11 protein-coding genes are annotated in these 15,675 nt (G+C 67.5%); 4 read left to right on the top strand and 7 right to left on the bottom strand.

Annotated features, from left to right (window positions below; genetic code table 11):
- Nucleotides 1-149 precede the first annotated feature (149 nt).
- Both cphA (CNE_RS03830) and cphA (CNE_RS03825) read left to right on the top strand, forming a co-directional pair.
- Nucleotides 150-2,783, top strand: coding sequence for a cyanophycin synthetase (gene cphA / locus CNE_RS03830; RefSeq protein ID WP_013955829.1), 2,634 nt, complete (start codon nucleotides 150-152; stop codon nucleotides 2,781-2,783).
- Between the two features lie 46 nt (nucleotides 2,784-2,829).
- Nucleotides 2,830-5,400 (top strand): cyanophycin synthetase, encoded by a 2,571-nt coding sequence (gene cphA / locus CNE_RS03825; protein WP_013955828.1) that lies wholly within the window; start codon nucleotides 2,830-2,832, stop codon nucleotides 5,398-5,400.
- A 60-nt stretch (nucleotides 5,401-5,460) separates the two neighbouring features.
- Here the strand turns inward: cphA (CNE_RS03825) and CNE_RS03820 are convergent, their stop codons facing one another.
- The 5 genes from CNE_RS03820 to CNE_RS03800 form a co-directional block, all read right to left on the bottom strand.
- Nucleotides 5,461-6,120 (bottom strand): amino acid ABC transporter permease, encoded by a 660-nt coding sequence (locus CNE_RS03820; RefSeq protein ID WP_013955827.1) that lies wholly within the window; start codon nucleotides 6,118-6,120, stop codon nucleotides 5,461-5,463.
- A 109-nt stretch (nucleotides 6,121-6,229) separates the two neighbouring features.
- Nucleotides 6,230-7,051 carry a transporter substrate-binding domain-containing protein gene (locus tag CNE_RS03815; RefSeq protein ID WP_013955826.1) on the bottom strand — a complete coding sequence of 274 codons (822 nt, stop codon included), beginning with the start codon at nucleotides 7,049-7,051 and terminating at the stop codon, nucleotides 6,230-6,232.
- Between the two features lie 450 nt (nucleotides 7,052-7,501).
- Nucleotides 7,502-8,638, bottom strand: a complete 1,137-nt coding sequence (locus CNE_RS03810) for an IS110 family RNA-guided transposase (RefSeq protein ID WP_013954316.1) — start codon at nucleotides 8,636-8,638, stop codon at nucleotides 7,502-7,504.
- 189 nt (nucleotides 8,639-8,827) lie between these two features.
- A complete protein-coding gene (locus CNE_RS03805; RefSeq protein ID WP_013955825.1) occupies nucleotides 8,828-9,739 on the bottom strand; it encodes a glutamate/aspartate ABC transporter substrate-binding protein in 912 nt (303 codons plus the stop codon).
- A 102-nt stretch (nucleotides 9,740-9,841) separates the two neighbouring features.
- Nucleotides 9,842-11,125 (bottom strand): D-amino acid dehydrogenase, encoded by a 1,284-nt coding sequence (locus tag CNE_RS03800; RefSeq protein WP_013955824.1) that lies wholly within the window; start codon nucleotides 11,123-11,125, stop codon nucleotides 9,842-9,844.
- A 126-nt stretch (nucleotides 11,126-11,251) separates the two neighbouring features.
- On the opposite strand from CNE_RS03800, the gene CNE_RS03795 reads away from it, so the two are divergent.
- Nucleotides 11,252-12,232, top strand: coding sequence for a LysR family transcriptional regulator (locus CNE_RS03795; RefSeq protein WP_041227784.1), 981 nt, complete (start codon nucleotides 11,252-11,254; stop codon nucleotides 12,230-12,232).
- A gap of 71 nt (nucleotides 12,233-12,303) precedes the next feature.
- Complete coding sequence (locus CNE_RS03790; protein WP_013955822.1) at nucleotides 12,304-13,623, top strand: hemolysin family protein; 1,320 nt, start codon at nucleotides 12,304-12,306, stop codon at nucleotides 13,621-13,623.
- Here the strand turns inward: CNE_RS03790 and CNE_RS39060 are convergent.
- Both CNE_RS39060 and CNE_RS03785 read right to left on the bottom strand, forming a co-directional pair.
- The gene (locus CNE_RS39060; RefSeq protein WP_013955821.1) at nucleotides 13,505-14,635 is read right to left on the bottom strand and encodes a phosphatase PAP2 family protein; all 1,131 of its coding nucleotides are present in this window, start codon (nucleotides 14,633-14,635) and stop codon (nucleotides 13,505-13,507) included. The two genes, CNE_RS03790 and CNE_RS39060, sit on opposite strands and share 119 nt — an antisense overlap.
- Nucleotides 14,628-15,557, bottom strand: coding sequence for a DUF1653 domain-containing protein (locus CNE_RS03785; protein ID WP_013955820.1), 930 nt, complete (start codon nucleotides 15,555-15,557; stop codon nucleotides 14,628-14,630). Before CNE_RS03785 ends, CNE_RS39060 begins: the two co-directional genes overlap by 8 nt.
- Nucleotides 15,558-15,675: the final 118 nt, after the last annotated feature.

The raw sequence follows: 15,675 nt of genomic DNA, 5'->3' as shown, positions 1-15,675 counted from the left end.
TATACATAACGACGAACGCGCGGGTACTCCTGATGCACTGCACAATCACTTTTACACGAAGAAAGTCAACCCGCTCTGTGCTGTAACGTTACTGAAAGGTTAGGCTTCCATTTCTCGGGCGGTTCCGCCCACTGCCTCAAGCTAATTCAATGAAAAAGAAGGACATTGAGATTTTCGATGTCATGTCGCTGCGCGGCCCGAATATGTGGACATATCGGCCCGTACTGGAGGCATGGGTCGATATCGGGGAACTGGAGGACTTTCCCTCCAACACGATTCCGGGGTTCTACGAGCGCCTGTCGGCCTGGCTGCCGTCGCTGATCGAGCATCGCTGCAGCATCGGCGAGCGCGGCGGCTTCCTGCAGCGCCTGAAGGAAGGCACCTGGCCCGGCCATATCCTGGAACACGTGACGCTTGAGTTGCAGAACCTGGCAGGCATGCCCGGCGGCTTCGGCAAGGCGCGCGAGACCCCGGTGCGCGGCGTCTACAAGGTGATCGTGCGCGCCTGGCACGAGGAAGTCACCCGCGTCGCCCTGTTCACCGCCCGCGACCTGGTCATGGCCGCGATCGAGGACCGTCCCTTCGACGTCCCCGCCGCCGTGGACAACCTGCGCCGCCTGGTGGACGAGCATTGCCTGGGCCCCAGCACCGCCTGCATCGTCGATGCCGCGGACGACCGCGACATCCCGGCGATCCGCCTGTCGGACGGCAACCTGGTGCAGCTCGGCTACGGCGCGCGCCAGCGCCGCATCTGGACCGCCGAGACCGACCGCACCAGCGCCATCGGCGAAAGCATTTCGCGCGACAAGGACCTGACCAAGAGCTTGCTGGAATCCTGCGGCGTGCCGGTCCCTGAGGGCCGCATGGTCGATTCCCCGGCCGACGCCTGGGACGCCGCCGAGGACATCGGCGTGCCGGTGGTGGTCAAGCCCTATGACGGCAACCACGGCCGCGGCGTGTTCACCAACCTGATGACCCGCGAGGAAGTCGAGACCGCTTACGGCGTGGCCATCGACGAAGGCAACGGCGTCATCGTCGAGCGCTTCATCCCCGGCAACGAGCACCGCCTGCTGGTGGTGGGCGGCCGCCTAGTGGCCGCCGCCATGGGCGAGACCGCGAGCGTGGTCGGCGACGGCAAGTCCACCATCGACGAGCTGATCGAGCTGCAGATCAATTCCGATCCGCGCCGCGGCACCACCGAGGACCATCCGCTGAACCGTGTGCGGCTGGACTCGGCCGCGCGCCTGGAACTGAAGCGCCAGGGCATGGACGCCAGCACGGTCCCGCCCGAAGGCCGCTCGGTGCTGATCCAGCGCAACGGCAACGTCGCCTTCGACGTCACCGACCGCGTGCACCCGAGCGTCGCCGCGCATGCGGCGCTGGCCGCGCGCGTGGTCGGGCTGGACATCGCCGGCGTGGACCTGGTGGCCGAGGACATCTCGCGCCCGCTGGCCGAGCAACGCGGCGCCATCGTCGAAGTCAACGCCGGCCCCGGCCTGCTGATGCATATCAAGCCGGCCGAAGGCACGCCGCGCCCGGTGGGCCGCGCCATCGTCAACCACCTGTTCCCTGAGTCCGATGACGACCAGGGCCGCATCCCGGTGGTGGGCGTGACCGGCACCAATGGCAAGACCGTGGTGGCGCGCCTGGTGGCGCGCCTGCTGCAGCTGTCGGGCAAGCATACCGGCCTGGCCTGCAGCGACGGGCTGTTCCTGGACCGCCGCCAGGTGGAAAGCGGCGACCGCGCCAACTGGGAATCTGGCCATCGCATCCTGATGAACCGCGCGGTCGAGGCCGCCGTGTTCGAGAACGACAGCGGCAGCATCCTCTCCGAAGGCCTGGTCTACGACCGCTGCCAGGTCGGCGTGGTCACCAATTTCGACCAGCCCGACCACCTCGGCGACTACTACGTCGAGGACGAGGACCGCATGTACAACGTGCTGCGCACGCAGGTCGACGTGGTGCTGGAGACAGGTGCGGCCGTGCTCAACGCGCGCGACGAACGCCTGGTGGAGATGGCCGGGCTGTGCGACGGCGACGTGATCTTCTTCGGCCTGACGCCGGAGCTGCCCGCGATCGTGTCGCACCGCGCCGCCGGCAAGCGCGCGGTGTACCTGCGCGAAGGCAAGATCGTGCTGGCCATCGGCAGCAGTGAAACCGCGCTGGTGGACGTGGCCGCGGTGCCGCTGACCTACGCCGGACGCGTCGCGTTCCAAGTCGAGAACGTGCTGGCGGCCGTGGCCGCGGGCTGGGCGCTGGGCATTTCCAACGACCTGATCCGCGCCGGCGTGGTGACCTTCGATGTCGGCCAGGTCGACGTGCCGGGCCGCTTCACGCTGTTCGAGCGCAACGGCGCCACCGTGGTGATCGACGACGCCCACAACGCGCCCGCGCTGGAAGCACTGGCGACCGCGCTGGACCGCTTTCCGGCCGAGCGCCGCATGGTGGTCTACGGCGCCGGCGTGCAGCGCCGCGACGAAGACCTGGTGCGCCAGGGCAAGGCACTGGGCCAGCATTTCGACCGCGTCTTCCTGTGCGAGGACCGCAGCGTCAAGCGCGCCCTGCCCGATGCCGAGGCGCGCGTGCTGCTCAAGCAGGGCCTGTACGAAGGCCGGCGCGTGACCAAGATCATCGACGAAGGCACGCGTGCCAGCGCCATTGAAACCGCCCTGAGCCAGTTGGTGCCGGGCGACCTGCTGGTACTGCAGTGCGACGAGGCCGCCACCGGCGCCACCGTCGACCTGGTGCACCACTGGATGGGCCAGCCTGCGCGCCGCGGCTGACGCGGCCCCAAGCTCAACCGCGCATAGAAGACACGGAAACCGTTCTATGGAAGTCTCACGTATCCGGGCCCTGCGGGGCCCGAACCTGTGGTGCCGCCACACCGCCATCGAGGCGATCGTGGCCTGCCAGGATGCCACCAACATGCTGTCGGCGCTGCCCGGTTTTGAAGACCGGCTGCGCGCCCGTTTCCCTGAGATCGGGCCGCTGCGCCCGGACGAGGAATCGGGCGAGCTGTCGCTGGCCCACGTGCTGGAAGTGACGGCGCTGCGCCTGCAGGCCGCCGCCGGCTGCCCGGTCACCTTCAGCCGCACCGCGCAGACGGTCGAGCCCGGCACCTACCAGGTGATCGTGCAATACAGCGAGGAAGAAGTCGGCCGGCTTGCATTCGAGCTGGCCGAGGCCCTGTGCCGCGCCGCGCGCAACGACACCCCATTCGACCTCGCCGACGCGCTGCACCGCCTGCGCGAGCTGGACGAGGACGTGCGCCTGGGACCGAGCACCGGCTCCATCGTCTACGCCGCCGTGGCGCGCGGCATTCCCTACCGGCGACTGACGCAGGGCTCGATGGTGCAGTTTGGCTGGGGCAGCAAGCAGCGCCGCATCCAGGCCGCCGAGACCGACCGCACCAGCGCCGTGGCCGAATCGATCGCGCAGGACAAGGACCTGACCAAGACCCTGCTGCACGCCGCCGGCGTGCCGGTGCCGCTGGGCCGCTCGGTGCGCAGCGCCGAAGAGGCCTGGGCCGCCGCGCAGGAAATCGACGCCCCGGTGGTGGTCAAGCCGCGCGACGGCAACCAGGGCAAGGGCGTGGCGGTGCGCATCCGCACCCGCGAGGAAGTGATGACGGCCTATGAGGTCGCCTCGGACATCAGCTCGGACGTGATCGTCGAGCGCTATATCCCGGGCCATGACTTCCGCCTGCTGGTGGTCGGCAAGCAACTGGTGGCGGCCGCGCGCCGCGATCCGCCGCAGGTCATCGGCGACGGCGTGCATACCGTGCGCCAGCTGGTCGAGGAAGTGAACCGCGACCCGCGCCGCGGCGAAGGCCATGCGACCTCGCTGACCAAGATCCGCTTTGACGATATCGCGCTGGCCACGCTGGCCAAGCAGAACCTGACCGCCGATTCCGTGCCGGCCAAGGGCACGCGCGTGGTGTTGCGCAACAACGCCAACCTGTCCACCGGCGGCAGCGCCACCGACGTGACCGACGACGTCCACCCGGACATCGCCGCGCGCGCCGTGGCGGCGGCGCAGATGGTAGGCCTGGACATCGCCGGCGTCGACGCCGTGTGCGAGACCATGCTCAAGCCGTTCGAGGAACAGGCCGGCGGCATCGTCGAGGTCAACGCCGCGCCGGGCCTGCGCATGCACCTGCAACCGTCGTACGGCAAGGGCCGCGCGGTCGGCGAAGCCATTGTCTCGACCATGTTCTCCGATGGCGACGATGGCCGCATTCCGGTGGTGGCCGTGTCCGGCACCAACGGCAAGACCACCACGGTCCGGCTGATCACCCACATCATGGCCACCAGCGGCCTGCGCATGGGCATGACCGGCACCGACGGCGTGTATGTCCAGGGCGAGCGCATCGACACCGGCGACTGCAGCGGCCCGCGCAGCGCGCGCAACGTGCTGCTGCACCCGGACGTGGACGCCGCCGTGTTTGAAACCGCGCGCGGCGGCCTGCTGCGTGAAGGCCTGGCATTCGACCGCTGCGACGTGGCGGTGGTGACCAACGTGGGCGAAGGCGACCACCTGGGCCTGTCCTTCATCAACTCGGTGGAAGACCTGGCGGTGCTCAAGAGCGTGATCGTGCAGAACGTCGCGCCGCACGGCATGGCGGTCCTGAACGCGGCCGACCCGATGGTGGTGCGCATGGCCGACGCCTGCCCCGGCAGTGTCACCTTCTTCGCGCACGACCCCAACCAGCCGGCCATGGCCACGCACCGTGCGCAGGGCAAGCGCGTGGTGTTCGTGGACGGCGCCGACATCGTCGTATCCGAAGGCGATACCGAAGTGCGCATCGCACTGGCCGAGATCCCGCTGACGCGCAACGGCACCATCGGCTTCCAGGTCGATAACGCGATGTCGTCGATCGCCGCCGCGTGGGCGCTGGGCATCGACTGGTCGACTATCCGCCGCGGCCTGGCCACCTTCGTCAACGACGCGCAGACCGCCCCGGGACGCTTCAACGTGTTCGACTACCGCGGCGCCACGCTGATCGCCGACTACGGCCACAACCCGGATGCCATCCTGGCACTGTGCAGCGCTGTCGAGACCATCCCCGCCAAACGGCGCGTGGTGGTGATCAGCGGCGCGGGCGACCGCCGCGACGACGACATCCGCCGCCAGACCCAGATCCTGGGCGGCGTGTTCGATGAAGTCATCCTGTACCAGGACCAGTGCCAGCGCGGGCGCGCCGACGGCGAGGTGCTGGCGCTGCTGCGCGAAGGCCTGCAGGGCGCGCAACGCGCCGGCCAGGTCGAGGAGATCCGTGGCGAGTTCCTCGCCATCGATACCGCGCTGTCGCACCTGCAGCCGGGCGACCTGTGCCTGGTCCTGGTGGACCAGGTGGAAGAGGCGCTGGGGCATATCGCCAGCCGCATCGCGCAGGGCTGACCGGCCCGGCGATAAAAAAAGCCAGCTCCGCGGAGCTGGCTTTTTACTTTGTGGCACCGATCAGTGGCGCCCGGGCAGCGACAAGCGCCGCTCCAGCATATGCTGCACGCCCGACAGCCCCGTGCTCAGCACCCAGTAGATGGCCGCCACTGCCAGGTACAGCGGCAACGGCTGGTAGGTGGCCGCGATGACCTCCTGCGCCGTGCGCAGCAGCTCGGTCACGGTGATGACCGATACCAGCGAGGTGTCCTTGATCAGGCTGATCAGGCTGTTGGACAGGCTCGGCACCGCCAGCCGCAGCGCCTGCGGGCCGACCACGTAGCGCAGTGCCTGCACCGGCGTCAGGCCCAGGCTGTAGGCTGCCAGCCATTGGCCGCGCGACACGCCCAGGATGGCCCCGCGCATGCTCTCGGACAGGTAGGCGCCGACATTCAGGCTCAGCGTCAGCACGCCCGCGGGCGTGGGCTCCAGCGCGATGCCGATGCCCGGCAGCCCGTAGTAGACGACAAAGATCTGCACCAGTAGCGGCGTGCCGCGCATGATGCTGACGTAGGTGCGCGCCACCGCCTTGAGCACGCGGCTATGGCTGATGCCCATCAGCGCCACCACCGTGCCTAGCATCAGCCCGAACACCATCGACCATAACGCGAATTTGATGGTCAGCAGCGTGCCCTGCAGCAGTACGGGCAGAGAATCGGTGACAAGCTGGAGAGCGGACATGGGCGTGGCGGCGGCAGAAGAATGAAAAAGAAAGCGGCGCGGCAGCCATGCAGGCCGCGGCGCCGCGACATGATACCGCCCGGCTTGCTGGCCGGCTTACCTGACTGTTTTACTTGATTGGCTTACCGGCGGGCCTGGTCACGTCGGTGCCGAACCACTTCACCGAGAGCTTGCCAAGCGTGCCGTCCTTGGCCAGGTCATCTAGCGCGTGGTTGATGGCCTGCGCGAACTTGGGGTTGTCCTTGCGGAACGGGATGGCCACCTGCGTGGTGGCACCCGCCACGATTGCGCCCTGCCGCAGCGGCAGGTTGGCGGTCTTGACCAGGTAGGCGACCATCAGCCGGTCGTTCAGCGCGGCGTCGACGCGCTGTGCCGCCAGGTCGCGCAGGTACTCAGGCGCGCCGGGATAGGTCTTGACGTCGATGCCCGGCACCGACTTGGCCAGGTCGTTGAAATTGCTGCCCAGGCTGACGCCGAGCTTGTGCCCCTTCAGGTCTTCCAGCGACTTGAACTGGCGGTTGTCGTCCTTGCGCTGGATCAGCTGCGCATCCGAGTAAACGTAGGGCGTGGAGAAGTCCAGCACTTGCTGGCGCTGAGGCGTGACGTTGACCTGGTTGACGATCACGTCGAACTTGCCAGCCTGCAGGCCGGCAATGATGCCGCTCCACTCGGTGGTGACGAACTCCGGCTTCACGCCCAGCTTGCCCGCCACCGCACGCGCCACGTCCACGTCAAACCCTTCCAGCTCGTTCTTCGCGCCGCGGAAGCCGAACGGCGGATACGTGCCCTCCAGGCCGATCTTGAGCACGCCGGCCTGCTTGACGGTATCGAGCAGGTCGGCGGCTTGCGCCGCGGTGGACGCCAGCCCGGCGCCGGCAAGCAGCGAGGCAGCCAGCAGGGATTTGAGCCAGCCAGTACGAATCGATCGCATATGTTCTCCAGTGGATGCGGATAAGCAGTGTGGGGTCAGACAGCGCCGGAGGCCGCTTGTGAGGGCCGCCGGCCAGTTGTGCTGCTATGAGCCTTCTATGAGGGCGAGGGTGTCAACCCCCGATCCAGTATTGGATTTCAGTATAGGGATGTCTGGCGCGATACTCTCTCCTTGCAAGCCCAATACTTTTCGTTTGCGGGGACTGAAGCGGCGCGAAATCGAGGTCGGGGTCTTTCAGTGTCGGGCTTGCTGCCCGGACAACCTTCTATCCGTGCCGGCGCAAAGGCCGGGCACCACATACCACGTGCGCAAAGCGCTGGAACTACCCCTGTTACCTTGGCGCGCCCCATCTATAAGGACGGCTACCCGCAGGGGGTAGCCCGGCTCACTTACGGGCGCGCTGACCTGCTATCGTACCGCTTCGCTCTCCATGCTTAGATCGGAATTACCTCAGTGTACTGATTTGAGGCTTGCCCCGTGGGGAATCTCGCCGTACTCGAGATAGCGCCATAGGGCAATTGCCAATCGTCGGGCAACTGCGACAATACCGACGCGACGCATGCGCTTGCTGCCTCGCGCGAAGCGCTCATTGAACCATTGCGTGAGCTGACTCGTTGGCTGGTAGCGTAACCAGGCCCATGCCAGTTCGATCATGAGCCAGCGCGATCGTTTGTTGCCCGCTTTGCTGATGCCTTGCTCGACCTGGCTTTCGCCACTGCTGTAAGGCGTCGGTGCAAGTCCGAGGCAGCCTGCGACTTCGCGGCGGTTGTGAAAGCGCCGCCAGCCAAACAGTTCGTTGATCAGGAGCCAGGAGCTGCCCAGGCCGATCCCCCTGAGCCGCGCGAGCAGCGCGATGGCTGGCTGCGTGCCAGCCTTCACGGCGTCGCGCTGCTGGGTTTCGATCGTTTTGATCTGCGTTTCGACCAGCGCCAGTCTTGCGACTTCACGCTCGATCTCGGCACTCAAGCCAGCGGGCAGTTGCGAGCCATGGGCGTTCCACCAGTGCTTCCAGGATCGGTCCCCGATGTGGGCGACCCGCAGGTTGTGCAGTACGAGCAGCGAACGAATCCGGTTGCTGTGGGCCGCACGTTCGAGCCTGAGTCGCCCGAGCTCGCGGTGCAAACGCCGCTCATCTTCCTGCTGTGGTGTCGGGACTCGCGCGACTGCCCACAGGCGCCGCTCGCCGGCGTAGTAACGCATCAACATCGAGAGCAGCTTGTCGCCGTCGACCCGGTCGGTCTTGGCGCGTCGGGCGCGGCGGTTGACTTCAATGCTGGCCGAATCCACGACCAGGTTAGCGATGCCTTGTTCGATCAACCAGCGGTGCAGCCAGAAGCCATCGCGGCCGGCCTCGTAGCAACTGCGCACCGGGGCTTGCGGCGCCAGGCCGCAGCGAGCCTTGGCCTTGGCGATCACTTGCAGGACTGCATTCAGGTCACCAGCGCCCAAGGTATGCCGGCTCGGTCCAAGCACGCCGTCGCCTAGCGACAGCTTCCAGCTCTTGTCGCCCAGTTCGAAAGCCATGTACAGCCAGCCGGTGATCGTCGTATTCTGCCCGTGAAGGGCTGTGTTAGGCGTCGTGTTCATTTGCGTGCTCCTTCGGAGAAACGAGACTGCGAATCTTCGTTTTACTCCAGGGGCTTAACCTCCCGCGGCCCTTCATAGTATCTATATCGGGCTCAACACTACCGCAAACACTATCGAGTGCTAAATATTGATTCATTATGGCTAAATAACCGCCGGGCCTGATGCCGTCCCGGCGGTGGCGCCCTGCTCTTACTGGTAGGCCTTGTCGTTCGGCGCCGCGAACAGCGCCTTCATGTCGGCCGACAGCGGGTAGTTCATGTTGATGCCGCGCGGCGGGATCGGCGACATGAACCACTTGTTATACAGCTTCTCGGCACGGCCGCTGGTCTGCAGGTCTGCGATCACGCCGTCGGCCAGCTTCTTGAACGAGGGATCGTCCTTGCGGAACATGCAGGCGTAGTTCTCGGTCTGCAGCGGCGCGCCGACCACCACCCAGTCGCCCGCGCTCTTGGCCTTGGTGCGCTCGCCATACAGCAGCGGCTCGTCCATGACGAAGGCAGCGGCGCGGCCGGTCTCCAGGATCAGGAAGGACTGGCCGTGGTCCTTGGCGCTGATCAGGTTCATGTTCATGGCCTTCTCGCCGTTCATCTTGACCAGCAGGCGCTCGCCGGTGGTGCCGGCGGTGGTGACCACGTTGCGCTCCTTCAGGTCGGCGAACTCCTTCACGCCCGAATCCTTTTTGGTCAGCATCTTGATGCCGTAGACGAACAGGCTGTTGGAGAACGCCACCTGCTTCTGGCGCTCCAGGTTGTTGGTGGTGCTGCCGCATTCGATGTCGATCGTGCCGTTCTGCACCAGCGGGATGCGGTTCTGCGAGGTGATCGGGGTCAGTCGCACCTGCAAGCCGGGCATCTTCAGTTCGCTCTTCACCTTGTCGACGATCTGCAGCAGGATCTCGTGCGAATAGCCCATGACCTCCTTGCCGTCGGTGTATGAGAACGGGATCGACGATTCGCGATAGCCAAGCGAGATCACGCCGCTGTCCTTGATCTTCTTCAGCGTGTCGCCATCGGCGGCCTGGGCGGCGCCGGCGGCCAGCAGCAGCGTGGCGGCCGCAAGCGCGTGGCGGGTGGCGGATCGGTGGGTGTGCAGTGATTTCATGTTCGCTCCTTGTGGTGGGGCTTGGTCATTGAGGCATGTTTCGTGAACAGCGTCGTGGATTGCGGACGCACGGGTACGGCATGAAGCAATACTTGCCTGCGGCTATGCGCGCGCAGCATCAAAATCCTCTGCTTCGATGGCCGGACGGCGCCCTGCCAGCCGGTCGGCCAGCAGGCCGGCGCTGCCCATCGCCAGCGTAAAACCGAGCGCGCCGTGGCCCAGGTTCAGCCATAGCCCGGACACCCGCGACGGCCCCACCAGCGGCAGGCCGTCCGGCGTGGCCGGGCGCAGCCCGGCCCACGGCTGCAGCTGCGCCAGCGGCAGCTCGGGCACGATGCCCTCGAACAGCGCGCGCGTCTGTGCCACCAGCGTGCCGACCCGCTCCGGGTCGATGCGGGTGCCGCCGCGCACCAGGTCGGCCATTCCCGCCACCCGCAGTGTATTGCCGATGCGCGCGTAGACGATCTTGTTGGCAAAGTCCGTCACGCTGATATGCGGCGCGCGCGCGCCGCTGGCCAGCGGCACCGTGATGCTGTAACCCTTGAGCGGCCACAGCATCGGCCGCACGCCCAGCGGGCGCAGCAGCGGCACGCTGCCGATGCCTCCGGCCACGATCACCACGTCGGCCGGCATCACGCCGCTGGCGGTCCGCACGCCGGTCACGCGCCCGCCCTGCTGCAACAGTTCTTGCACGACGGTGCCGAAGCGCATCGACACGCCGGCGTGCGCCCCGTCTTGCAGCAACCGTGCCAGCGACAGGCAGAAGCGGTGGCAGTCGCCCACCTCCTCGCTCGGCGTGTAGATGGCGCCGGCAATCTCGTTGCGGATGCCGGCCAGCGCGGGCTCCAGCGCCACGCAGGCATCGCGGTCCAGCGCCTGCTGCTCGCAACCCAGGCTGGCCTGGTATTCCAGCAACTGGCAGGCCGCGTCGAGCGCCGCTGCATCGCGGTGCACAACCAGTTTGCCGCGCCGCGCAAAATCGAAGCCGGCGCCCACATCATCATGCTGGTGCCGGGCCACGAAGGCCTGCATCAGGTCGCGTGAATAGAACCCCAGCCGCAGCAGCTTGCGCGTGGTGGCTTCACTGGTGGCGGCATTGCAGGCGCCCATGAAGGCTGCCAGCCAGCGCCACTGCGCCGGGTCGGCAGCGGGCCGGAAGCGCATCGGCGAATCGCGCCGCAGCAGCCAGCCCGGCACCTTGGCCATCACGCCCGGCCCGGCCAGCGGCGCCACATAGCTGTAGCTGAGTTGCCCGCCATTGGCAAAGCTGGTCTCCTCGGCCGGCCCGTCGTGGCGCTCCAGCACCGTCACCTGGTGGCCGTCCTCGGCCAGGCGCCATGCCGTCGTCATGCCGACCACACCGGCGCCCACGATCACTACCTGCATTGCCATCCCTTGATTGCTTCGTCCTGATCCGGCAAAGCGTAGTGCAGGCGGCGCGGATTGCCCAATGCGAATACGTGCCAGAATATGTCATCAGGCTATGGATGCCTGCCCGCTTCCCGGATTGCCATGCGCTTGCGCCAGATCGAAGTCTTCCGCGCCGTGATGCTGACCGGCACCGTCAGCGAGGCCGCGCGCCTGCTGCATGTGTCCCAGCCGGTGGTCACGCGCGTGCTGCAGCATGCCGAGGCCTCGCTCGGCTTCCGCCTGTTCGAACGGGTGCGCGGCCGGCTGCAGGCCACGCCCGAGGCCAATGCGCTCTATGGCGATGTCGAAAGGCTATATGGCGAGATCGAGCGCGTGCGCCGGGTCTCGGAAAGCCTGCGTCACAAGGGCGCCGGGCGGCTGCGCGTGGCCGCCACCCCCAGCCTGGCCAACCCGCTGCTGGTGCCGGCAGTGCGGCGTTTCTGCGCGCGCCACCCGGACACGCAGGTGCAGGTGCTGACCCACCATACCGACGAGATCGTCGGGGCGCTGCTGGCCAACCAGATCGACCTGGGCTTTGCCTTTGCGCCGCCGGGCCACGAGGCCATCTCCTGCGAGCCGGTGGCCAGCGGCCGCATGCTGCTGGCGGTGCCGCGCGGCCAGCCGCTGCCTGCCGGCGGGCGCCGCCAGGTGGTGCCGATGCAGCGGCTGATGGAGCGCGCCTTCATCGGCTATGACGACAACAGCTCGCTCGGGCTGCTGGTGCGCCAGACCCTGGCCCGGCATGCGCTGGAGCCGCGCTCGACGCTGGAGGTGCAGACCTATTCGCTGGCGCTGGCCCTGGTCGATGCCGGACTGGGCGTGACCCTGCTGGACCAGTACACCGCGCTCAGCGCCAGCCCGGAGCGGGTCGCGCTGCATGACGTGGCGCCGGTGCTGCCGTTCGAGATCCAGATGCTGCGCGCCAGCCACCGCGCCGGCTCCAGCCTGGCCGACGACCTGCGCGCGCAGTTTGCGCTGGCCGCCGGGGAACTGGCCGCGACGCTGCCGCAGCGGCTGGAAGCGCCGGCCGCCAGCTTTGACGCGGTGCCTCGGAGCCGCGATCGAGGTCTGTCTGATGCCTGATTGACATCCGCGCGCGCCGTGCACCATCATCAAGCCGCCTGCAGGCACAAGCTGCAGGCGCCAAACCGCCTATGTTCGTCCTGATCCTGATCGCCCTTGTCCTTGTCAGCGCCTTTTTCTCGGTCTCCGAGATCGCGCTGACGGCCGCCCGCCGCACCAAGCTGCAAGTCCTGTCGGAGCGCGGCGATGGCCGCGCCACGCGCGTGCTGCGGCTCAAGGAGGAGCCCGGGAATTTCTTCACGATCGTGCAGATCGGCGTCAACAGCGTGGCCATCCTGGCCGGTATCCTCGGCGAGAAGCATGTGTCGGACCTGCTGCTGGAAGCGCTGTCGCCCTATATGCAGGTGGTCCACGCCCAGCGCGCGGCCAATATCGGCTCGTTCCTGATCGTGACGCTGCTGTTTATCCAGTTTGCCGACCTGATCCCCAAGCGCATCGCCATGACCTTCCCCGAGCGGTGCGCGGTGGCGGTGATCGACCCGATGCTGACGCTGCTGCGCGTGCTCAAGCCGCTGGTGTGGATCTTCAACGCCGCCGCCGATGCCACGCTGCGGCTGCTGCGCCTGCCGACAAAGCCGGTCGACCAGATCACCACCGAGGACATCGCCGCGATGGTCGATGCCGGCGCCGAAGCCGGCGTGCTGCACAAGCATGAACTCCACCTGATCGAGAACGTGTTCGAGCTCGAGTTCAAGAGCATTACTGCGATCATGACGCCGCGCGACGACGTGGTCTACCTGAGTCTCGACGAACCCGCCGACAGCGTGCGCCGCAAGCTGGTCAGCCAGCCGCACGCGCAATACCCGGTGTGCGGGCACGACCTCGACGACGTGCAGGGCTATATCGATTCCAAGGACATCCTGCAGTTGCTGCTCGCCGATGAAAGCGCCGCTGCGATCGGCAATATCGGCCGCCACCACGACAAGAACGTGCTGGTGATCCCCGACACGCTGACCCTGTCCGAGGCGCTCACGCGCTTCCGCGAGATGCACCAGAACTTTGCCGTGGTGATGAACGAGTACGGGCTGGTGGTAGGCATAGTCACGCTGGACGATATCGTCGGCGCGCTGATGGGAGACATCCTGTATTCCAGCGAGGACGAGCAGATCGTACGGCGCGATGACAGCTCCTGGCTGGTCGACGGCCTCACCCCGCTGGTGGACCTGAAGAAGGCGCTGGATCTCGACACCCTGCCCGGCGAGGACTATGTCGACACTGCGGCCGGGCTGGTGATCTACGCGCTCAAGCGCATCCCGAAGAAATCCGAGTCGATCACCGTCGCGGGCTATCGCTTCGAAGTGCTGGACATCGACCATCACAAGATCGATCAGCTGCTGGTGTCGCGCCTGCCGCAAGCGCCGGAGGCTGAAGCGCCAGCGCCGCTGGCTTAGGGGCGCCAGCCTGCCGGTAGCGCTCCAGCGCATCCGGCAGCCGGAACCACGCCACATAGCTGAACGCCACCACCACCGCTGCCGCAGCCACCACGCCCAGCCGCCATGGCGCCACCGATTCCCTCGGCGCCGGCACATGCAGCGTGCGGTAAGCCGTACCGAGCAGCGCGATCCATGCTAGCCCCAGCGCATAGCCTGCCGCGACATCCGACAGCCAGTGCATGCCCAGGTACAGCCGCGAGATCCCGATCGCCGCCACCGCCACCACGGTCAGCGCCAGCACCGGAATGCGCACGCGCCACGGCTGGCGCAGGCACATCAGGAACGCCAGGAAGCCATAGGTGACCATGCTGCTGGTGGCGTGGCCGCTGGGAAAGGAATACGATTCCAGGCCGCTGTAGATGCTGGCCGGGCGCACGCGCGCCATGCCCAGCTTGAGCGCCATCACGCAGGCGCGCGCACCCAGCAGCGCGGCGGCCCAGTACAGCGCCACGGTCCAGGCGCGCCGCCAGCACAGCCACGCGAACACCGCCACGCCCACCACCACGGAAATGCGCGCGCCGCCCAGTTCGGTCACGGCCACCATCGCGATATCGAGCCAGTCGGTGCGCAAGGCACGCAGCCAAGCAAACACGATCTGGTCGATGCGCACCACGCCCCCGCTTTCGGCGACCTCGCCGGCCAGCCAGAACAGGGCACTGCCGCAGGCCAGCAGCACGGCGCCGGCCAGCAGCACCAGCAGCAGCTCGGCCATGTCGCGCTCGAGCACGCGCAGCGTGAGCGTGCTCAGGCGGCGCGGCTGTGCGGCGACTCGCGCGGACAGTGCGCCGGCCCCCCACACGCGCCACCGGTCCAGCCAGCGCACCACCGGCCGCAACAGCGCGACCAGCAGCGGCACCAGGCTCAGCAGCAGCACCGTCACCAGCGTGAACAGCGCCAGCAGCCCCAGCGCCGTGCCCCGCGTGAGCCCGGCCTCGGCGAAGGCGCTCGCGCGTGCCGGCACGTCAATCACGGGACGCGCCCGCCGCGCCGACGATGCGGGCGATATTGGCGCGCGCCGGCGCCTCGCAGTCGGCAAAAGCTTCGGTCAGGAAAAGTTGCGGGCGCTGCGCCAGCTTGCCCAGGAACGCCGCGCGGCGGCGCATGAATTCCGTCTCCAGCGCCTCCCCCTGGAGACCGGTGCGCGCGGCCAGCAAGGCGCGGTTCTCGGCGAACACGTCCAGGCTATGGGCATCGAACCTTTCCGGCGTCGCGGCCAGCCTGAGCAGGTCGAGATCGAGCACAGTTTCGGCGCCGGCAATGCTCGGGCCATGGCCGCGCGTATCGAGCACGATCTGCGCGGCACGGTCCAGCACCGCGCGGTCTTCGCCGGGCGCCACCGTTTCGATCAGCGCCGCCGACGCCGCCTCGTTGTGCTCGCACCCCGCCACATAGATCGCGTCGTGGCACAGCACCGCCAGCGCCTGCGCGCGGTCCAGCGCAATGCCGCGCGCGTGAGCGGTCTCGAACATCTCCAGGATATGGCGGCGGTCGTGGTAGTGCCGGTAAGGCGTGTCGTGCAGCGCCAGCACATCGAGCACCGCCTGACGCGGCAGGAAGTCCAGGCAGGCCAGCGCCGCGGGCCAGGCGGGCGCAAAACGCGGCACCTCGCCGTGCGGCGTGGCCACCGGTTCGCTGAACACATCGGCGCGGCGCACCCACAGCAATGAGGGATCGCGCATCGCGCGATAGACCACCACCGGCGCGAGATCGGCCTCGAAGCGGCCGATGCCGACCGCCGTGTAGGCGCCGCCCTTGTAGTGCAGGTACGGCATGCCGGCGACCAGGTTGGGGTCGGCCGGCAGTTCGGCCGGATCGCCGTGGAAGACCGGTGCTGGGGGTTGGGTGGCGGGTGGCTGTGTCATGGTGCGGCATCCTGCGTTGCGGATCGCCATGATAGTGCACCCGGCAGCGCGTCCGGTACGCAGGCCAGTGCGGCGGCCCATGCCCGCCGCATGAAAAACCGGCCGCGGAAAAAACAAAACCGACGCGCACTTTCGTGGGCGTCGGCCT

This window comes from Cupriavidus necator N-1, assembly GCF_000219215.1.
GTDB lineage: Bacteria > Pseudomonadota > Gammaproteobacteria > Burkholderiales > Burkholderiaceae > Cupriavidus > Cupriavidus necator.
Note: the sequence above shows the minus strand (reverse complement) of the source record. Positions and strands in the feature narration are given on the sequence as shown.